The organism is Pseudoalteromonas sp. SS15 (assembly GCF_049257195.1).
Lineage (GTDB): Bacteria > Pseudomonadota > Gammaproteobacteria > Enterobacterales > Alteromonadaceae > Pseudoalteromonas.
In genome coordinates this window covers 186,265-205,434 of record NZ_JBMMUD010000003.1, presented here as the reverse complement: position 1 = coordinate 205,434, position 19,170 = coordinate 186,265, and the positions used below count along the sequence as shown (strand labels likewise).

18 protein-coding genes are annotated in these 19,170 nt (G+C 42.1%); 12 read left to right on the top strand and 6 right to left on the bottom strand.

Features of this window, described 5'->3' with window-relative positions:
- Positions 1-17: 17 nt before the first annotated feature.
- Both ampE and ampD read right to left on the bottom strand, forming a co-directional pair.
- Positions 18-869, bottom strand: a complete 852-nt coding sequence (gene ampE, locus AAEU28_RS07940) for a beta-lactamase regulator AmpE (RefSeq protein WP_421963630.1) — start codon at positions 867-869, stop codon at positions 18-20.
- A gap of 7 nt (positions 870-876) precedes the next feature.
- The gene (ampD, locus tag AAEU28_RS07935; RefSeq protein WP_421963862.1) at positions 877-1,446 is read right to left on the bottom strand and encodes a 1,6-anhydro-N-acetylmuramyl-L-alanine amidase AmpD; all 570 of its coding nucleotides are present in this window, start codon (positions 1,444-1,446) and stop codon (positions 877-879) included.
- Between the two features lie 128 nt (positions 1,447-1,574).
- On the opposite strand from ampD, the gene nadC reads away from it, so the two are divergent.
- The 7 genes from nadC to yacG all read left to right on the top strand — a co-directional run bounded on the left by nadC (position 1,575) and on the right by yacG (position 8,488).
- Entirely contained in the window at positions 1,575-2,441 is an 867-nt protein-coding gene (nadC, locus tag AAEU28_RS07930) for a carboxylating nicotinate-nucleotide diphosphorylase (protein WP_421963629.1), read from the top strand.
- A gap of 558 nt (positions 2,442-2,999) precedes the next feature.
- Complete coding sequence (locus AAEU28_RS07925) at positions 3,000-3,488, top strand: pilin (RefSeq protein ID WP_421963628.1); 489 nt, start codon at positions 3,000-3,002, stop codon at positions 3,486-3,488.
- Positions 3,489-3,539: 51 nt separating this feature from the next.
- Entirely contained in the window at positions 3,540-4,775 is a 1,236-nt protein-coding gene (locus AAEU28_RS07920) for a type II secretion system F family protein (RefSeq protein WP_349284513.1), read from the top strand.
- A gap of 35 nt (positions 4,776-4,810) precedes the next feature.
- On the top strand, positions 4,811-5,701 hold the full coding sequence (locus tag AAEU28_RS07915; protein ID WP_421963627.1) for a prepilin peptidase: 891 nt from the start codon (positions 4,811-4,813) through the stop codon (positions 5,699-5,701).
- A 27-nt stretch (positions 5,702-5,728) separates the two neighbouring features.
- Complete coding sequence (gene coaE, locus AAEU28_RS07910) at positions 5,729-6,337, top strand: dephospho-CoA kinase (protein ID WP_421963626.1); 609 nt, start codon at positions 5,729-5,731, stop codon at positions 6,335-6,337.
- Positions 6,338-6,472: 135 nt separating this feature from the next.
- Positions 6,473-8,155, top strand: coding sequence for a type IV-A pilus assembly ATPase PilB (pilB, locus tag AAEU28_RS07905; RefSeq protein ID WP_421963625.1), 1,683 nt, complete (start codon positions 6,473-6,475; stop codon positions 8,153-8,155).
- A 93-nt stretch (positions 8,156-8,248) separates the two neighbouring features.
- Positions 8,249-8,488 carry a DNA gyrase inhibitor YacG gene (yacG, locus tag AAEU28_RS07900; RefSeq protein ID WP_421963624.1) on the top strand — a complete coding sequence of 80 codons (240 nt, stop codon included), beginning with the start codon at positions 8,249-8,251 and terminating at the stop codon, positions 8,486-8,488.
- A 315-nt stretch (positions 8,489-8,803) separates the two neighbouring features.
- Here the strand turns inward: yacG and AAEU28_RS07895 are convergent, their stop codons facing one another.
- Positions 8,804-9,244, bottom strand: a complete 441-nt coding sequence (locus tag AAEU28_RS07895; RefSeq protein ID WP_421963623.1) for a Spy/CpxP family protein refolding chaperone — start codon at positions 9,242-9,244, stop codon at positions 8,804-8,806.
- A 160-nt stretch (positions 9,245-9,404) separates the two neighbouring features.
- On the opposite strand from AAEU28_RS07895, the gene AAEU28_RS07890 reads away from it, so the two are divergent.
- The 3 genes from AAEU28_RS07890 to AAEU28_RS07880 are packed head-to-tail and all read left to right on the top strand — an operon-like array spanning position 9,405 to position 12,428.
- On the top strand, positions 9,405-10,088 hold the full coding sequence (locus AAEU28_RS07890; protein ID WP_421963622.1) for a response regulator: 684 nt from the start codon (positions 9,405-9,407) through the stop codon (positions 10,086-10,088).
- Positions 10,069-11,466 carry an ATP-binding protein gene (locus AAEU28_RS07885; protein ID WP_421963621.1) on the top strand — a complete coding sequence of 466 codons (1,398 nt, stop codon included), beginning with the start codon at positions 10,069-10,071 and terminating at the stop codon, positions 11,464-11,466. Before AAEU28_RS07890 ends, AAEU28_RS07885 begins: the two co-directional genes overlap by 20 nt.
- Positions 11,463-12,428 carry an alpha/beta fold hydrolase gene (locus AAEU28_RS07880; protein WP_421963620.1) on the top strand — a complete coding sequence of 322 codons (966 nt, stop codon included), beginning with the start codon at positions 11,463-11,465 and terminating at the stop codon, positions 12,426-12,428. Before AAEU28_RS07885 ends, AAEU28_RS07880 begins: the two co-directional genes overlap by 4 nt.
- On the opposite strand, the gene AAEU28_RS07875 is transcribed toward AAEU28_RS07880, so the two are convergent.
- Complete coding sequence (locus AAEU28_RS07875; RefSeq protein ID WP_421963619.1) at positions 12,380-13,279, bottom strand: cation diffusion facilitator family transporter; 900 nt, start codon at positions 13,277-13,279, stop codon at positions 12,380-12,382. The genes AAEU28_RS07880 and AAEU28_RS07875 overlap by 49 nt on opposite strands.
- Before the next feature lie 102 nt (positions 13,280-13,381).
- Between AAEU28_RS07875 and trmL the strand changes: the two genes are divergently transcribed.
- Complete coding sequence (gene trmL, locus AAEU28_RS07870; protein ID WP_138479849.1) at positions 13,382-13,846, top strand: tRNA (uridine(34)/cytosine(34)/5-carboxymethylaminomethyluridine(34)-2'-O)-methyltransferase TrmL; 465 nt, start codon at positions 13,382-13,384, stop codon at positions 13,844-13,846.
- An 88-nt stretch (positions 13,847-13,934) separates the two neighbouring features.
- Positions 13,935-17,591 (top strand): EAL domain-containing protein, encoded by a 3,657-nt coding sequence (locus AAEU28_RS07865; RefSeq protein ID WP_421963618.1) that lies wholly within the window; start codon positions 13,935-13,937, stop codon positions 17,589-17,591.
- Between the two features lie 79 nt (positions 17,592-17,670).
- Here the strand turns inward: AAEU28_RS07865 and gpsA are convergent, their stop codons facing one another.
- Positions 17,671-18,678: an NAD(P)H-dependent glycerol-3-phosphate dehydrogenase gene (gpsA, locus tag AAEU28_RS07860; RefSeq protein WP_404391462.1), complete on the bottom strand. Its 1,008-nt coding sequence runs from the start codon at positions 18,676-18,678 to the stop codon at positions 17,671-17,673.
- A gap of 4 nt (positions 18,679-18,682) precedes the next feature.
- Positions 18,683-19,165 (bottom strand): protein-export chaperone SecB, encoded by a 483-nt coding sequence (secB, locus tag AAEU28_RS07855; RefSeq protein ID WP_138479843.1) that lies wholly within the window; start codon positions 19,163-19,165, stop codon positions 18,683-18,685.
- Positions 19,166-19,170: the final 5 nt, after the last annotated feature.

The following is a 19,170-nucleotide window of genomic DNA, read 5'->3' as shown; positions in this document are numbered from 1 at the left end:
TGTCTCAGTAAGACGTTTTAAGCAACGCCACCAAACAGTGTAAGTAAGGCTATCAGTGCCAAGTAAAATAAAATATTACGCTTAACCAAACGCATCATACAGGTGGCTTCGTAAGTACAGCCCGCGTATTGCTGTTCGATTTGCTCTGCGGCAAGCGCTGTACTGGTCACGACTTTACGGTTTGGGGTTTTGAAATCTAACGCATATTTCAGCCAACAGCCTGTGCCCTTTGAAAAGTTACCAATAATTAGATAACCAAAACTGGTAATGCGCGCCGGTAACCAGTTTAACCAATACAGCATATCGGCCAATATGCTACTGCGTGCAGCAAGCACACTTTCGTCACTTTGTTGGGCTTGGTCGAATAAGCTGCGCGTCACAGCATACATCACTGCGCCTGGGGCTCCGAACACAACAAACCAAAAAATTACCGCACAGTAATGTCTAAAGTTGACCCAAGCTAGTGTTTGACCAACCCATTCACCACCTTGTTGATCTTCAGTACGGTGTTGGCCTAACTGAAGTGCATATAACGTTGCCCCTTCACTGTCACCTCGCGTAAGCGCATTTAAATAGCCCTTATACAAAGCGCGTGGTTTAGCACAGCCAAAACAGACAAGTAATAATAGCGTATTTAATGCCAACTCAAAAAGGAAGAAGTCGGCAAAATCCATGACAAAATACACACCTAAAGCTGGCAATAAGACCCATAGTGCAAACACAAATGGCGATTTTAATAATGAATTATTCTGCAATAACGACTGACTCATATTGAGATAGCCATTACTGTAATGATCAATCTGCCAATGTGCATCTCGGGCACCTAGCCGCTCAATGGCCAGCGCTAAAATTATTGAGATCAAAATCATAATTTACTCATTCACTTAACAACTTAAAAAATTTCTGCCAATCAAAAGCTTCTCCAGGATCTGTCTTTCGACCTGGTGCAATATCACAATGCCCAACGATGTGTTCTGGAGTAATGTCAGGATACAGCTGCATGATGTAACGTGTGCAGGCAGTCAAAGCGACATATTGTGCATCGGTATAAGGCGTTGTATCTGTGCCTTCTAATTCAATACCAATGCTAAAATCATTACACCTTTGTCGACCTTTAAACTCCGACACACCTGCATGCCATGCCCGCTTATTAAATGGCACATACTGCAGCACTTGCCCATCTCGTCTAATAAAGCAGTGCGCTGACACTTTTAGCCCTTCTAAATCGGTAAAGCTAGGATGTGCTGCACAATCTATATTACCAATAAATAGCGCATCTACATGTTCAGTACCGAATGCACCCGCGGGCAGAGAAATATTATGAACCACCAGCAAGTTGACATCTTGCTCATTCGGTCTCTCATCAAAAAAAGTACAAGGCCTTTGCGTCACCCTAAAGCTTGAATTTGGCAAGCAAAACTCTGTGTGTTTCACGGTTAAAACCATTTGCTTCAATAATAAGCTAACCTTAACAAGCTTTACGAAATTTCACTAGCGCGATTGTCTTAAACTCTTGGAAGCAGTAAAATTTAGTTCTCGCACAATGCAATTAGACAACATAAGTGACGCTTAGTATGCAAAACCAACTTCTTACGCCTGCTCTTATCAGTGAATTAGTCACACAAGCTTTAAATGAAGACCTCAACTTTCAATCGGCTGCCGATGGTGATATCACAGCGCAGTTAATACCTGAAGCGCAGCAAGCCAACGCTTATGTGATCACCCGTGAAGACTGTGTATTCTGTGGTAAAGACCTAATTTTAGAGGTATTTAAACAGGTTGATGCAAGCGTTGAAGTTGAAGTACTCGTCAACGATGGGGATTTTGTTGCAGCGAATAGCCAACTATTTATCGCTAAAGGCTCAGCTCGTGCCATTTTAACCGCTGAGCGTACCGCCTTGAACTTTGTACAAACGCTTTCAGGCACCGCAACGACCACAGCTCATTATGTAAAAGCTTTAGCAAACAGTAATACTCAACTCCTTGATACACGTAAAACTGTGCCGGGTCTTCGTGCATTACAAAAATATGCCGTGGCTTGTGGTGGCGGTAAAAACCACCGCATTGGTTTGTTTGATGCATTCTTAATTAAAGAAAACCACATTGCAGCCTGTGGCGGTATTGCAGCCGCAGTTAAACAAGCTAAATTGAATCACCCAGCTAAACCAGTTGAAGTAGAAGTTGAAAATCTAGACGAGCTACAGCAAGCCATTGAAGCTGGTAGCGACATCATCATGCTAGACAACTTTAGCGTACCACAAATTCAACAAGCCGTCGAAGTGACAGCACAGCGCGCTAAACTTGAAGTGTCGGGTAATATGACCATAGAAATCTTAGCAGAATACGCGCAAGCAGGTGTCGACTACATTTCAAGTGGTGCACTGACTAAAAATGTGCAGAGTATCGACCTATCAATGCGCTTCAATAACACGCAAGTGTAATTGGCTGTAATCTAAGATAAGTGCATAAATATTGACAATTGATTTTAAAGAGAATTTAATGAGCGAGTTTTGATATGCTGGTAACAAATTATTAATTTTTTCCTTGTGATATAAATTAATATAAAAAATTGCCAGTATTAAATAATTAGCTCCAGATCTTAAAATAAGAATTAATTCTTATTTACTCTTGTTAATATCAAGTTTAACAATTAGAGTAGCAAATAATTAAGTTTGTCGTTTATTTAAATACAAAATTGCCGATAACCTAATATTAGAGATTTTAATTAGATAAAAAATCTAAACTTTAATTGAGATGGTGGTAATGCGTTAAACCTTAAAGAAGGGTGATACGTACGCTAACAACCCATGCATGGTGCATTGTTTTAGATATTTTTAAAACAATTATCAGCCATCATAGTGGGAGCCCCATTAAATGAGTTAGCACTATAAATTTGCAATACAATGGGTGTAAACTTTATCCATTGATACAAACTTTATAACTATTTAATAACCTAGCTTACCGCGGTGAGTTAGCATTTTTCCTTTAGGAGGCACATCATGACGCAAAATCAAAAGGGTTTTACCCTAATCGAACTAATGATTGTAGTTGCAATCATCGGTATTCTAGCTGCAATCGCATTACCTGCTTATCAAGATTACACGACTCGCTCTAAAGTAAGTGAAGTAATTTTAGCTGCTTCTTCTTGTAAAACTGCCGTATCTGAGGCATCTCAAGTTGGTCTTAGCACGGAAGCAGCAAATGGCTTTGGTTGTGAAGATGCGACTGGTCCGGTATCACAGTATGTGCAAACTATTCAAACAACTGCTCTTGGTGCTATTACAGTAAAGGCTAGAGGTATTCCTGCACTTGTAGAAAATGGTACTAACTTTGATTCTATTACATTCACACCATACAAAGACGCTGCGGGCACTGCGGCATTTGAAGCTGGTGATTTTAATGGTGCGAATGCAGTAAGAGCGTGGAAATGTACTTCTGCTGCAACTGATGGCATCAAAGCAGAATACCTACCTGCAAGCTGTCGTTAATCTTAACGCACTAACTTAAAGGGCTGTTAATTCAGCCCTTTTTGGTTATTTATGAAAAAAGATAAAGATACCGCAGATAAACTCGATACCTTCGTTTGGACTGGTTTAAGCGCCCGAGGCAAAAAACTCGAAGGTGAAATGACCGGTACCAGCATTGCCCTAGTTAAAGCCCAGCTTCGTAAACAAGGCATTACCCCTTCTAAAGTAAAACGCAAACCCAAACCCTTATTTGGTATAGGTGCCGGTGGTCAAAAGATTACCGCCAAAGACATTGCGATTTTCACCCGACAAATTGCTACCATGTTGACTGCGGGCGTACCGCTGATTCAGTCTTTAGAAATGATTTCATCTGGGGCAAAAAACAAAAGTTTGAGTAAACTCATTGGCGGCATTGCCGATGAAGTAAAAGCCGGTCAGCCACTGGCGAAATCACTACGTGCCTACCCTCGTTATTTTGATGAACTCTACTGCGATCTCATTCATTCAGGGGAACAGTCTGGTGCCCTTGATAAAATTTTTGACCGTGTTGCCGTTTATAAAGAAAAAGCCGAGGCGCTAAAATCAAAAATCAAAAAAGCCATGTTCTACCCTATTGCGGTGGTTGTGGTCGCACTGATAGTTACTTCGATTCTACTTATTTTCGTGGTGCCACAATTCCAAGATATTTTCAGCAGCTTTGGTGCTGAGCTCCCCGCATTTACGTTATTTGTAATCGGTATTTCTGAATTTATGCAAGAGGCCTGGTGGGTGTTCTTGTTAGTTATCGGAGTGAGTATATATTCATATAAAGAGGCCTTGATCCGCTCATCTGCCGTGCGCCATTTCAATGACCGCTTGGTATTACAATTACCCGTTGTTGGTATGATTTTGCACAAAGCTGCAGTAGCACGTTACGCGCGTACACTCTCTACCACATTTGCAGCAGGTGTGCCGCTCGTTGATGCACTAGATTCAGCCGCTGGCGCATCAGGTAATGTAATTTATAAAAATGCCATTACCGAAATCAAAGCCGAGGTAAGTTCAGGTAACCAAATGAACTGGGCGATGCGTAATTCAAAACTCTTTCCTGATATGGTGGTGCAAATGGTCTCTATCGGTGAAGAGTCGGGCTCACTTGATGGCATGTTAGAAAAAGTAGCCAATATTTATGAACAAGAAGTCGATGATGCCGTTGATGGTCTATCAAGCTTGCTTGAGCCGTTAATTATGAGTGTATTAGCTGTGCTTGTTGGTGGCCTTATTATTGCCATGTATTTACCTATCTTCCAACTGGGCTCTGTGGTTTAAGCCCAGTTTTCTACCTTTTAGAAAGTGACGTTTTAATGCAAGAAGTAATTTATTTAATGCAAAGCCAGCAGTGGTTTTTTCTTTTGACCGTTGGTTTAGTGAGTTTGTGTATTGGCAGCTTTTTAAATGTGGTGATTTACCGCCTACCTATCATGATGCAACGAGAGTGGCAGCAAGAGTGCCGTATTTCACTGGCCGATGAACTGTCAAACTCAAGTAAAAAAGCCAAATTAAGCAACGACACTTTCAACCTGATTAAACCTAACTCGACTTGCCCACACTGCAAAACCCCAATTAAAGCTTGGCATAATATTCCCTTGTTGGGCTGGCTGATGTTAAAAGGCAAATGCGCCAGTTGCTCAGCAAAAATATCTGTTCGTTATCCACTAGTAGAGTTAGGCACTGCCCTTGCCTCACTTTGGATTGCATTGCAGTTTGGCGCCACTGAACTTGGCTTGCTTTATATTTTTATCACTTGGGTACTTGTGACGCTTATTTTTATCGATATCGATCACATGTTATTACCCGACCAGCTCACGCTGCCTTTAGTTTGGCTGGCGTTAATGGCCAGTGTTATGGGCTATACCATTGCCCCCAGCGACGCCATTATCGGTGCTGCGGTAGGCTACTTAAGTTTGTGGACGGTGTTTTGGGCATTTAAGCTACTTACAGGTAAAGAAGGCATGGGATATGGTGACTTTAAGCTGTTAGCTATTTTTGGTGCACTATTAGGTTGGCAAGCCATTTTGACCATAGTTTTATTATCCAGTGTTGTTGGCGCAGTAATAGGCAGCATTCAATTAGCTGTGCAAGGTAAAGAGCACAGTACACCTATTCCATTTGGGCCATATTTGGCCATCGCGGGTTGGCTAGCAATGATCTATGGCACCGAGATTCAAACTTGGTACTTTTCTCTTTTAGGCTAATTCAGCCCGTTTTTCAGGTAAACAAGTATGAGTAACTGGATTTTAGGACTCACAGGAGGCATAGGCGCAGGTAAAACTCTCGTGTCAAACCACCTTGCTTCTCTAGGTATTGAAATTGTTGATGCCGATGTCATTGCCCGAGATGTCGTAGCAATTGGCAGTGATGGTCTAAGCGCCATCGAGCAGCACTTTGGCAAAACTATTTTGTTAGACGATGGTTCTCTCAATAGAGCTAAGCTCCGTGAAATTATTTTTGCCGATTCAGAACAAAAAAGCTGGTTGAATAACTTAATGCATCCACTTATTCGTCAAAATATCACAGCACAACTTGATGCTGCTACAAGCCCTTATGTTGTCTTGAGTGCGCCACTCCTATTTGAAAACAAACTTGATGCACTCTGCGACCATACTTTACTGGTTGATGTCCCTGTCGAGGTGCAACTTACTCGTACAGCAAACAGGGATTCTGTCAGCACTGAGCAGGTAAAGAACATTATTGCTGCACAAATGTCACGGGAAGATAAGGTACAAAAGGCCAATTCAGTTCTTGATAATCATCGTGAAATTAGTTCAGTCCTTTTAGATGTTGAAGAATTACACCACGCTTTTTTGCAACAAGCTGAAATACGTAAATAGTTTATTGGCCTTTATTATTCGGCAGCTCGTACCGAGCACTCATTAAGCACAAAAGTAATACTTTGAGTTAGGTCTATTTTTTGCTTTGATATTTTTTGCTAAGCTAAACTAAGTTCAAGTCGTCATAGAGGCATTATGGAACATCACTCTCCCCTTTTACGGAAATTTATTACACTCGGTCGTGTGACCGCAGAGCAATTAAAATTAAAGCAGACCGAAGCACAGTCAACTGCAGAGCTTATCTGTTTATGTAGTGGGATGACAGGTCAAGAGCTGGCTGAACAATGCCTAGATCTCTTTAGAGTGCCAATGTTTGACCTAAGTGACTTTGACGTTGAGCAGCTACCAAAAGAGCTTATTAAAGAAAAGCTGATCCGCCAGCACCATTTACTGCCTTTAGTCAAAAAAGGTCGCAAGCTGTATATCGCCACCTCTGATCCCACAGATTATGGTGCATTTGAAAACTTCGAGTTTAGCACCGGCTTACAATGTGAAGTAGTGGTGGTTGATTACAAACAGTTAGAGCAAAAGATAGATCAACTATTCGACGCCAATGGCGGCATTTCCATGAGTGAGGATGACTTTAAAGAGTTCTCAGGCATGGATGTTGAAGACACTCAACAGCAGCAAGACACCAACGATGAAAAAGACAAAGATGATGCCCCTATCATTGTCTACATCAATAAAATCTTAATGGATGCCATTAAAAAAGGCGCGTCAGATTTACACTTTGAGCCTTACGAACATAAATACCGCATTCGTTTTCGTATCGATGGCATGCTCCATGAAATGGCCAGCCCACCAACCAGTTTATCAACGCGTTTGTCAGCCCGTATCAAGGTTATGTCTCGCTTGGACATCGCCGAAAAGCGTAAACCACAAGATGGTCGTATTAAATTAAAGATCTCAGATCGTAAAAGTATCGATTTTCGTGTCAGTACCCTACCCACTTTATGGGGTGAGAAAATCGTAATGCGTATTCTAGACTCATCAAGCGCCATGTTAGGCATTGATGTGTTAGGTTATGAACCAGAACAAAAAGCACTCTACATGGATGCTTTAGCACAGCCACAAGGTATGATCTTAGTAACCGGTCCAACGGGCTCAGGTAAAACAGTATCACTTTATACGGGTTTAAATATTCTTAACAAACCAGAGCGTAATATCAGTACCGCAGAAGATCCGGTTGAAATTAACCTCGAAGGGATCAACCAAGTTCAAATCAATCCAAAAGCAGAGATGACCTTTGCCAATGCGCTTAAAGCCTTCTTACGTCAAGATCCAGATGTGGTTATGGTTGGTGAGATCCGAGACTTAGAAACCGCTGAAATCTCTATTAAGGCAGCACAAACAGGTCACTTGGTAATGAGTACACTTCACACCAACTCAGCACCTGAAACCTTAACCCGTCTACTGAATATGGGTGTACCCGCTTATAACGTAGCAAGCTCTATTAGCTTGATCATCGCACAACGTCTTGCGCGTCGTTTGTGCCCTAAATGTAAAACACCTGAAACCTTGCCTGAAGAAGAGCTCAATCGCCAAGGTTTTGTCAAAGCAGGGATCAACGACATAACGCTATACAAAGCCAATGGCTGCGATCACTGTACCGAAGGTTACAAAGGCCGTGTCGGTGTATATGAAGTGGTGAAGATCACGCCTGAAATAGCACAAGTCATTATGGAAGGTGGTAACTCGATTCAAATCGCTGAAATGGCAGCAAAAGCAGGGTTCGCCAATTTACGTATTTCAGGTCTGAAAAAAGCCGCTGCTGGTGTGACTTCTCTTGCCGAAATAAACCGAGTCACCAGTTTCTAAACTCTAGATACCAAACCTAGGTGCGAGTATCAGGTAGCAAAGCGCATTAGTTTTAATTACACTGTGGCCAAACCAAATCAATAGAGAATGATGATGGCCACAGTTGTAAAATGCCCGACTTGCCAAGCCGATGTCGTATGGGGCGAGCAAAGCCCACACCGCCCTTTTTGTTCAAAGCGTTGTCAGTTAATTGATTTAGGCGAATGGTCTGAAGAAAATAACAAGATATCCAGCAAGATCTCTGCAAACGAAGAACTCGATGAGCAAGCCAAACAAGATATGATTGAAGACATTGAAGCCATGTTGGCTAAAAACGATGACTTCTTTCAATAACATCTTTCTATAACTCACAAAAAAGCTTGAAAGAATGTAAAAAAAGGCGGCTATCTTAAATTGATAGTCGCCTTTTTATACCAATCCTCTTAATTAAGCGGTCTATTTTGAGGCAAGAAAAACTAGTCGATAACGCCGCTTACGCGTCCTGCTATCGCTGAGGTACCTACTTCCATGTAGGCAAGGCGGAAGTTTTGCTATTTAGTTGTTATAAATAAGAAATTTTCAACGAAGTTAGCGTCAGTTTTAGTCCCTCAAAATGATTGAGTATTATTGAGGATTGGTATTATGTTGAAGTTATTTTGTAACTGATAGTTAGTCGCGGTGACGACGCTGCTTGTTTTTGCGCTTTTCGCGCATCTCGGTTAACTTTTCTCTTTGCTCTACGGTCAGTAGCTGCCAAATCTGATGACGGCTTTTTAGGTGCGCTAACACTTTTTCTGAACGCTCAGCTTTAATGTCTGACATCAAAGCTTTGGCTTTATCTTCATCAAAGCTTTCAGCTTCGACTAAAGCGCGAAATGCTTCACGATTTTCTTTACGCTCTAGCTTTCTATCTTTTTTATCCGCTTTTAATTCTGTAATAATCGACTTGATTTGTGCTTGCTGATCGACCGTTAGATCCAGTACTGCCACTGCGCGCTTAGAAAGTAAAAAGTCTCCGCGGTGCTCTGAATGACCTTTAGCGTTGGCCGTCAGCGACACTAAAATACTGCCAGATAAAACGATGGCGCTTAGTAAAGTTGATAGTTTCATAATAATTTCTCTCTCGGGTTAGCTCTGATTAACTTATAAATAAGTCTACTCGCTGCAATGCAAAGTAACGCAAGCGAACGTAAAGAGTGTGTAAAGTTCTGCAATACAATGTGATTATCAGTACACTAGAGATAAGAAGTACAATGCTGTCAGGTGCCTCATGAGCCAATTATTATTAATAGAAGACGATATTGAATTAAGTAATTTACTTTGCGAATACCTGCAAAGTCAGAATCATACTGTCAGCCAAGCGTTTGAAGGAGAATCGGGTTTAGCAATGGCTAAAGCAGATAACTTCGACGTCATTTTACTTGATATCATGTTGCCAAAACTCGACGGCTTCGAAGTGCTCAAGCAGTTACGCCAGACTCACCTGACTCCCGTGATCATGTTGACCGCCAAGGGCGATGATTTTGATCGCATATTTGGACTTGAGTTAGGTGCCGATGATTACATTTCCAAGCCTTTCAATCACAGAGAATTATTGGCTCGTATTAATGCCATTACCCGCCGTGTCGAGTTTGTAAAGCAAGCTGAAATCGCTGAGATCATCGAACACAATCGCGTTTCTCTTAATATGGCTGCGCGAACCGTGCACGTAAACCAAGCACAGCTTACACTCACAGGCACCGAGTTTGCCGTGTTGCAATTACTTATGACACAAGTCGGTAAAGTGGTCACCAAAGAAACGATTAGCCAAGAAGTGCTGGGCCGTCGGCTTGCCCCATTTGATCGCTCTATCGACATGCATGTCAGTAACTTACGCAAAAAAATAGCGCAACATAGCGATGCGAATTGTATCCAGACCATGCGAGGCAGCGGTTATGTCTTTTTGGCTCAGTAAAACCAACTTTAAGCAAGTCCTGAGTAGCCGGCTATTTTATAAAGCATTCGCAGGATTCTGGCTGACCATAGTTTGTATCTTTTTATTATTGGTTTTATTCACCCGCCTGCAAGGCGAGTTGTTAGACAATGATCCGCTTCATGGCAGACAGTTAGACAGTCTTAATCATTTAAAGCGAAATATTGTCAGGCTGGTTGAAGAACATAATAAAACGCTACAACAAGCCGTGGACCACCCGCGTTTATCGCGCCACAGTATGATTTTATTGGTGCATGACAATATCGATAAAACCATTGCGACCGGAAATAACGACCGTAATTTAAACTTATCGGTATTAAACGATCTTGGCGATGAAAATGTGCCGAGCCAAATTAGAACTGAGCGCTATGTCGCTTACGGACCTGTTGATATTTCACTTAACCAAGAAGCATACCGTTTATATCAAATTAAGCCTCTGCGTAGGCCTATGCTTTTTCATTCTATTCGTATGCTACCTGTGTGGATGAAATTACTCGCAGTATTTATTCCTTCTGTGGTTTTGAGCATCTTCTTAACCATTTATTTAATTACACCATTAAATACCCTCAGTCGAAGTGCAAGACGCCTTGCACAAGGCGAGCTTAATGTGCGTGCACCAGCTGACTCAGAGCGCAAAGATGAAGTCGCTCAGCTCATTCATGACTTTAACTTTATGGCAGATAAGCTCACTAATAGCATTCAAGCACATAAACAGTTACTGGCCGATGTCTCCCATGAATTACGCACACCGCTGACGCGTTTAAATCTCGCTAACGCCATGGCACAAGATAGTGCCGGAGATGCAACGCAAAGCTATTTAGCCCGCATAGAAAAAGAGTCTCAATGTTTAGATAAAATGCTCGCTGATGTACTGACTTTGTCGCGATTAGAATATGCTGATCATCAACTTAACATTGAGCCAATACCACTCTCTAGCTTGCTACAAGAATTACTTCAAAATGCCAAATTTGAAGCGCAGCAACACAATAAGACTCTGTCGAACAATGTAATCCCCAATATAGAACTAAATTGTGATGCTGCCTTGCTGACATCGGCAATTGAAAATATCACCAGAAACGCCATTAAATATGCCGATTCTTGTATTGAGTTCGACATCATGCAGCAAACAGATAAGTTGATCATTCGCATTAAGGATGACGGTCAAGGCGTTGATGATGCGTCATTGACTGAACTTGGTAATGCGTTTTACCGCACCGATAGTGCTCGAGCTCGACAATCTGGTGGGATTGGTTTAGGTTTAGCCATTGCTAAGCGGGCACTGTTCGCCCACCAAGGTGATATTCACTTTGCTAACCACCAGCCACATGGGTTAACGGTCACAATTACATTACCACTATGACGTTTTACAGCTATTCAGATCAACTTAACAACAATATCAATACCATAGAGCAGCATTGGCAGTCGGGAACACATAGCCAATTTGCTGGTAAACATGGCAATTTGTTTTACACCATTCATCAGCCTGAACACATTGATTATGTGGTGGTGCTGATTTCTGGGCGCATTGAAGCAAGTCATAAATATAGAGAGTTAATCTGGGAGCTCAATCAGAACAATATTGCCGTGTACTGCTGTGACCATATTGGGCAAGGGCAATCTGCACGTCTCACAGCAGATCAACAGCTAGGATATATTGAACAGTTTGAAGACTTTGCTGACGATTTACACCTCTTCATTGAAAGCATCGTAAAACCTCACATTAACTGCGATTATTTTTTGTTGGCGCACTCTATGGGTGGCGCGATTTGCTGTGATTATATGGCGAGATACCCGGTAAACGCACAAGGTGCCTTTATATGTGCGCCTATGCTGGGAATAAACACCGCACCTTTTCCAAGTAAAGTCGCTCTCTGGGTCGCACGCTCAGCATGTCGCCTAGGTTTTTCACAGCGTTATGCGTTTGGCCAAGCTAGTTATGCAGAAAAGCCCTTTTCTGAAAACGAGTTAACCAATAGCGCTGAAAGATATACGCATTTTAGAGCACTCTATGCAAATCAAGCCCATCTTCAATTAGGTGGAGTAAGCTTTGCGTGGTTACAAGCGGCACTCAATTGGACTTTTTTATTGCCTGAACTTCTAAACCCTACGCCGATCCATATTGCACTTGCAGAGCAAGACAGTATTGTTGATAACCTAGCAACAAAAAAGTGGGCGCAACAACAAAAAAACATCGGTATTTCTGAATTTCCCATGGCGAAACACGAACTGCTAAATGAGATTGATTCTATTCGTCACCCACTTATGCAGCAGTTTTATGGGTTTTGTGATTCACACCGCTCATTTAAGGCAACCGGATCTTGATGCACCATAATATCGATGTGCTCGCCAAATACCGCGCGAATTTTTTCGCAAACTTCAGCGGAGATCGCATGTGCTTGCTGTAAGCTTAGCTGCTTATCGAGTTCAATATGAAATTGCACAAATTTTAGTTTGCCACTTTGCCGTGTTCTTAAATCATGCACCCCCTGTACGTCGGGGTGTTTTGAAATTATAGAAACTAGGCGGACTTTCTCTTCGTCAGATATTTCTTTATCCATTAGATGATTGGCACTTTCTTTGGCAATTTCCCAGCAGTTGAATAACAGGTAAAACGCCACACCGATGGCAAACACGGAATCTGCAAATAAATAACCTATTGATGCTAAGTAAATACCTACTAGCACCGCAGCATTTAATAATAGGTCTCCTTTGTAGTGCAGTGAATCCGCTTTTACAGCGATAGACTCAGTATGCTTCACCACATATTGCTGAACCGCCACGACCAATAATGTGCACAGTATTGCGAAACCACTGACCCAAACGCCCAACATGGAGTGAGGTAAAGGAACGGGATTAATTAAACGCTCAATACCATGAAATGCCAAAAAGCATGCAGAACCGGAAATAAACGCGGCTTGACCTAGTCCTGCCAAGGCCTCTGCTTTTCCATGCCCAAAGCGATGGTCGTCATCAGCAGGTCTGAGTGCGTAGCTTAAAACCAAAAAGCTCATCATTGATGCCGAAATATCTAACAAGGAGTCTGTCAGCGAGCCAAGCATAGCCGCGCTACCAGATGCTAACCAAGCCCAAGCCTTTGCCGCTATCATGATACTCACGACTGCCATGGTAAATAGGCTTGAAAAACGTACTAGCACATCGTACTGACGCGTCATAAACTCACTCCTTAATTGGTTCTCATTGGGTATAGACACCTAAATGACTTATTGCTCAGTATACTTTTCGGTATACTTAGCTCAATAACTTTAGAGGTGATTATGTTAGATATTGTTTTATACCAACCTGAGATCCCACCAAATACGGGAAATATCATTCGTTTATGTGCTAATACCGGCTACACATTACACTTAATAGAGCCGCTGGGCTTTGAGTGGGATGATAAGCGTATTCGTCGTGCAGGTCTTGATTATCATGAATTCAGTGAAGTAAAACGCCACCCTTCCTTTGAAAGTTATTTAGAGACTGAGCAACCTAAACGCGTATTTGCATGCACCACCAAAGGCAGCACATATCATCATGAGCCAGAGTACCAAGCCGGTGATTGTTTAATGTTTGGGCCTGAAACACGCGGGTTACCCGAAGACATCATCTTTTCTCTGCCTGCAGAGCAAAGAGTGCGTATTCCGATGAAGCCTGACAGTCGCAGTATGAACCTATCAAATGCGGTATCAGTATTCGTTTACGAGTCATGGCGTCAACTCGGCTTTCCAAACTCAAAATAGTTAGCCGTTTTTTAACATTTTACTCGCACAGCGATGAATAATTCACTAATATTAAATATTAAAAGGACTGAGGAGGATATTAAATATTATGAAGTTATGGCATTCATTGCTGTTGTGTCTCGTAATATTGTGCAACTCAGTTTTTGCATCGCAGCGCACTACCCAAGCCATAGCAAGTCAGGCCAATAATCAGCATTGGTTTTTATATGCTGATGATCTTATTAAATTCGACGGCCATAACGAGTTTAATGCTCAGCAACTCACTCATGACCTCACAGCACCGTTTTTAAGTATTTTAAGTCAAGCGCCTTTTCTTTGGGTAGGTCATCAAAATGGCCTAACTAAGATCAATACAGTGACAGGTGAAACACGCACCTGGCTACAAACCCCAGTCACAAAAATCAGCCAAACAAACAATGGCATCATTTTTCAAAGCAATGAACGCCTTTATCAACTGGTGAATACGACTTTATCGGTTTTACCTATCGATTTAAAACAGCAACTCTGGCAAACCTCACCAAAAGGCGTGGTCTATGTCTCTGAAGACAACGCCCTAATGCGTTGGGACATGATGAGTGGCAAGCAACAACTCGCAACCTTACCATTTGACGCTGACACCTTATTACTCCATCAAGATAAAGTCATCTTAAAATCTTTAGCTAGCGAGGTGTTTTTGTTTGATAACACTTTACAAACTCAGCCTCTTTTTTCAGCTGACAACCTTGTTGTTTTTGATTCTAAATTATTGAGTTTCAAAGGTAGCTTTATCAACAGCTACAATCTAAACACACAGACCCAGTACCAATACCAAGTTAATAACTTGCCGATTGATGATTTAAAAGTGTCAAACAAGTCAATCTGGCTTTCTCAACTGGGTGAATGGCACAAGTTTCAACCTACTCAATTAAACTTACAAACCGATATTGAAAATTCTGAAGAATTAAAGCTTTACCAAATAGGTATGCGGGCTTTTCAGCAATTTGCTAAAAGTCAGCCCGTTAATGCAGTACGTTATATTGATGGTGGACGCTGGGCAGTCGCAACTGAACAACAAATTTTTATATTTAGCGGTGAGAAAGGGAGTTTCTCCCCTTTTATTGATAAGCAAAATACACAAGCGCTCTATTTTACCCATGATGGCAATTTATGGGTCAGAGACAACAGTAGCTTAAGCCAGTTTGATATGGGCAGCAAAACGCTGCTACACCGCTATGATATTGAAAGTATCCATAGCATCACACAGTTATCAGATAATCAGTTTATCGCTTCGACAACCAATGCATTATGGTTGCTTGAACAGGGCTCTGCACAAAAATTGTCATTACCTTTTAAAAGCCTGACATTCCATGATGTGCTCTACACTAAGCATAATAATACACTCCTGCTTAGTACCGAATCGGGCTTGTTTGCGCTGACTTTGGTCAATAAACAAATAACAGGCTTCATCCAGCGTAATCAATTTGCCGGTAAATATTTAGCCCACGCAGAAGAAGGGATTTGGCAATTTGATAAACAAGGGATCGCGCATTATAAAAATCGCGTCACCAAACGCTTGATTGCGCCATTTCAAGCACAACGCCAAGTGCTGAGTTTTAGACAAAAGCTGATGCTATTGAATGACAGTTTCTCTCTTATCGCTGAACAAGCACATATTCAATCTCCAACACTTGCGCTGTCGCATGTGCGCTACCATTATCGAGATAAAATCACTGAGTCATTTTCACCCAAATTGCCGCTTACCATAGAAGCGGATGTAAAGCGCTTTAGTTTATGGTTTAACACCTGCGAAAGCTGCCAGCTAAGCTATCGTTTATCTGAAGATGCACCATGGCGATTACTTGAAAACAATAAACTCACCCTGACTCCCGCTGAAATGTCGGCATTAGAAGTGGTCGCGTCGAGTCAAAGTATGTCGAAAGCGTTGACGGTAACAGCCTCAAAACCAAAGCAAGTTTGGTGGCACTGGGTGTTAGCCTTAGTCATGAGTGCAGGCTGTGTTTACTGGTTGCTAAACAAGCAGCTGCGTACTTCAAAATCAAAATTGACAGAGCATTTCAGCGACATGCTCATGACCCATTCAAAAGATGCAATTTGGCTTGCCGATGAACACTTTAATGTACTCAAAGTGAACCAAGCATATAGTGATATTACAGGCTACTCTGCTGATGCATTAGTAGGTCATAAACCAAAAATTTATACCGAGCAAGGCAGAGACCGTAGACTTGAGCAACATATCGTTGCAGAGAGCCAGTTAAACGATTATTGGACTGGCGAAATCTGGACGCTTGGCGCCAATCATCAAAAACTCGCGCTCGATGTAACAGTGACTAAGTTGACCCATGAAGATCATCCTTCAGAGGTATTTTATCTTGGTGTACTGACAAACATTTCAGAGCGTAAAGCCAATGAAAAGGCACTACTTAATTTATCTACTCGAGATTCAATTACAGGACTCGCTAATCGCACACTCTTTATTGAATCACTTAATCAAGCTATAGCGAGCTGTAATAAGGCGTTTCCATCCCTACTACTGGTGTTGATCGATATCGACCACTTCAGAAAAATTAACGACCTGATGGGTCATGAAAGTGGTGATGCACTGCTAAAAGAAGTCGCTAATCGTTTATCTCAACACCTTGATAAAGGCTTTACACTGGCACGTGTCAGTAGTGATGAATTTGCTGTACTGATACCGCCTTACCTGTTCTCTGGTATGACGATTTTCTTTGCAAAGAAACTCGCTGATGACATTTTAAAATGTATTAATCATCCTTTTACGCATCAAGGCGTAGAGACCTCAGTCAGCGCTTCTTGTGGTCTAGCTATCTATCCTGACGATGCAATTGATAGTGAGCATCTGATCCGCTGTGCAGACTCTGCATTAGATCATGCAAAACACAAAGGTAATAACAGTTACCAGTTTTTTGATAAACAGCGTCATCAATTAGATCCCACTATCTTATCCCGAGAATCTGCCCTGTTGAGGGCCATAGACGATCAGCAATTTAAACTTTTTTATCAGCCTAAATATCAAGCAGAAAGTAGAAAACTTGTAGGTTTTGAAGGGTTAGTTAGGTGGCAGCAGGACGATGGCAGCATAGAAAGCCCTGCTAATTTTATTCCTTTTGCTGAGGAATGCAGCGCGATTATTCCTATGACGAATTACTTATTGGATGTTGCTTGTAAGCAAATCAGTCATTGGCGCATGATGGGGCTTTCTGGTAATCATGTGGCGATCAATATTTCAGCTAAGCATTTTGAAAGTGACTTTTTAGTCGACACAGTCCGTGAATGCCTGCTAAGGCATCATATACCAGCGCAATGTTTAGAGCTTGAGATCACTGAAAGCGCGATGATGGCCGACCCTGAGCAAGCCCTTAAAATTATGCATCGCCTTAAAGCGCTGGGCGTGACGATTGCACTTGATGACTTTGGGACTGGCCATTCATCACTTGGCTACTTAAAACGCTTTCCGATTGATATCCTCAAAATCGATCGCTCGTTTATCATGGATATTGAGCAATCAGATCAAGATAGAAATATCACCGCCACCATCATTCGCTTGGCCAAATACCTCAACATTACTGTAGTCGCTGAAGGGGTCGAAAATGAAAGACAAGCTTATCTATTAAACGTCATGGGTTGTGGTATTTTGCAGGGGTATTATTTCTCTAAGCCGCTTCCAGCTGATAAAGCAACTCAACTGTTAGAAAATGCGCTCGAAGAAACCGCAACGCTAAGCTAGCGTGCGCACCTTATTAAACTTATAACACATAAAAAACGGCGCTATTAAGCGCCGTTTTTTGTTATGACTTCTTTGAGTGTTACTCAGACTTTTGCTCTCTACCTAACAGCGCCATGGCTGCCTCTTTTACATCTTTATTTTCATAAAGTACTTGGTAGATTTGCTCACAGATTGGCATTTCAATACCGCTGCGTTGAGCCAATAAATACACTTCTTTGGTATTACGGTAACCTTCAACAACCTGCCCTATACTTTCCATCGCCTCATCAACACCTAACCCTTTGCCTAAGGCAAGACCGAAGCGACGGTTACGAGATTGGTTGTCTGTACAGGTAAGGATCAAATCTCCCAAACCCGCCATACCCATAAAGGTTTCAGATTTTGCACCCAGTGCGCAACCTAAACGGCAAAGCTCAGCAAGACCACGGGTGATTAAAGCTGTACGTGTGTTTGCGCCAAAGCCAAAACCATCTGACATACCGGCACCTATGGCGATGACATTTTTTACTGCCCCACCCAATTGAATACCAATAAAGTCATCATTGCTGTAGACACGAAATGAACGACCACAGTGAAGTAATTTAGCTAAATCACTAGCAAACTCAGTTTCAGTTGCAGACACCGAAATAGCCGTCGGCAAGCCTGCCGCCATTTCTTTGGCAAACGTTGGGCCAGATAGCACAGCTAAAGGCACTGTTTCACCAAGCTTTTCAACTGCAACTTCTTGAAGCAAGCGCCCGGTATTCGGCTCTAACCCTTTTGTCGCCCACACCACTTTAGCACCCGCATTGAGCATAGGTTGAATTTGCTCTAATGTTTTTGCAAAAGCATGGCTTGGCACAACCACTAAGATGATCTGACTAGCCTTAACTGCTTTTGCTAAATCACTCTCAAGCTTTAAAGTTTCAGGGAAAGTAATATCGGGAAGATAACGTTGATTTTTACGCTCAGTTGCTAGCGTCTCAACATCATCGGCGTTTCGACCCCATAAGGTTACTGCGTGTCCATTTCGGGCAAAACTAATAGCAAGGGCGGTGCCATACGACCCCGCCCCTAGTACAGATACAACTGATTGTTCTGTTTTCATATAATTATGCGTCAGCTGGTTGCTCTGCTTGTGCTGCACGTTGCTGCATGTACTGAGCAAATAGCGCGTCAAAGTTTACTGGCGCTAGGTTAAGTTGTGGGAAAGTACCCTTGTTCACTAAACCTGCTACTGCTTCACGTGCATATGGGAACAGAATGTTCGGGCAGAATGCACCTAGCATGTGTGCCATTTGTAGTTCTTCAAGTTCAGCGATTTGGAAAATACCCGCTTGCTGAATTTCACATAGGAATGCTGTTTCTTCACCGATAGAAGCGGTTACAGTCAGTGCTAGTACAACTTCAAAGATACCTTCGTCTAATTTGTTAGAACGTGTATCCATGTCTAATTTTACTTCAGGCGTCCACTCTTTTTGGAAAATAGCAGGAGAGTTAGGCGTTTCAAAAGATACGTCTTTTGTGTAAATACGCTGAATTGTGAATTGTGGGCCTTCCTGCGGAGCTGCAGCTTGATTTGCTTGTTCTGTCATGAGTG

Bases quoted from the DNA above. Each gene is read 5' to 3' on its own strand.
- ampE (WP_421963630.1), bottom strand. From the start codon at position 869: ATGATTTTGATCTCAATAATTTTAGCGCTGGCCATTGAGCGGCTAGGT.
- ampD (WP_421963862.1), bottom strand. From the start codon at position 1,446: ATGGTTTTAACCGTGAAACACACAGAGTTTTGCTTGCCAAATTCAAGC.
- nadC (WP_421963629.1), top strand. From the start codon at position 1,575: ATGCAAAACCAACTTCTTACGCCTGCTCTTATCAGTGAATTAGTCACA.
- AAEU28_RS07925 (WP_421963628.1), top strand. From the start codon at position 3,000: ATGACGCAAAATCAAAAGGGTTTTACCCTAATCGAACTAATGATTGTA.
- AAEU28_RS07920 (WP_349284513.1), top strand. From the start codon at position 3,540: ATGAAAAAAGATAAAGATACCGCAGATAAACTCGATACCTTCGTTTGG.
- AAEU28_RS07915 (WP_421963627.1), top strand. From the start codon at position 4,811: ATGCAAGAAGTAATTTATTTAATGCAAAGCCAGCAGTGGTTTTTTCTT.
- coaE (WP_421963626.1), top strand. From the start codon at position 5,729: ATGAGTAACTGGATTTTAGGACTCACAGGAGGCATAGGCGCAGGTAAA.
- pilB (WP_421963625.1), top strand. From the start codon at position 6,473: ATGGAACATCACTCTCCCCTTTTACGGAAATTTATTACACTCGGTCGT.
- yacG (WP_421963624.1), top strand. From the start codon at position 8,249: ATGGCCACAGTTGTAAAATGCCCGACTTGCCAAGCCGATGTCGTATGG.
- AAEU28_RS07895 (WP_421963623.1), bottom strand. From the start codon at position 9,244: ATGAAACTATCAACTTTACTAAGCGCCATCGTTTTATCTGGCAGTATT.
- AAEU28_RS07890 (WP_421963622.1), top strand. From the start codon at position 9,405: ATGAGCCAATTATTATTAATAGAAGACGATATTGAATTAAGTAATTTA.
- AAEU28_RS07885 (WP_421963621.1), top strand. From the start codon at position 10,069: ATGTCTTTTTGGCTCAGTAAAACCAACTTTAAGCAAGTCCTGAGTAGC.
- AAEU28_RS07880 (WP_421963620.1), top strand. From the start codon at position 11,463: ATGACGTTTTACAGCTATTCAGATCAACTTAACAACAATATCAATACC.
- AAEU28_RS07875 (WP_421963619.1), bottom strand. From the start codon at position 13,279: ATGACGCGTCAGTACGATGTGCTAGTACGTTTTTCAAGCCTATTTACC.
- trmL (WP_138479849.1), top strand. From the start codon at position 13,382: ATGTTAGATATTGTTTTATACCAACCTGAGATCCCACCAAATACGGGA.
- AAEU28_RS07865 (WP_421963618.1), top strand. From the start codon at position 13,935: ATGAAGTTATGGCATTCATTGCTGTTGTGTCTCGTAATATTGTGCAAC.
- gpsA (WP_404391462.1), bottom strand. From the start codon at position 18,678: ATGAAAACAGAACAATCAGTTGTATCTGTACTAGGGGCGGGGTCGTAT.
- secB (WP_138479843.1), bottom strand. From the start codon at position 19,165: ATGACAGAACAAGCAAATCAAGCTGCAGCTCCGCAGGAAGGCCCACAA.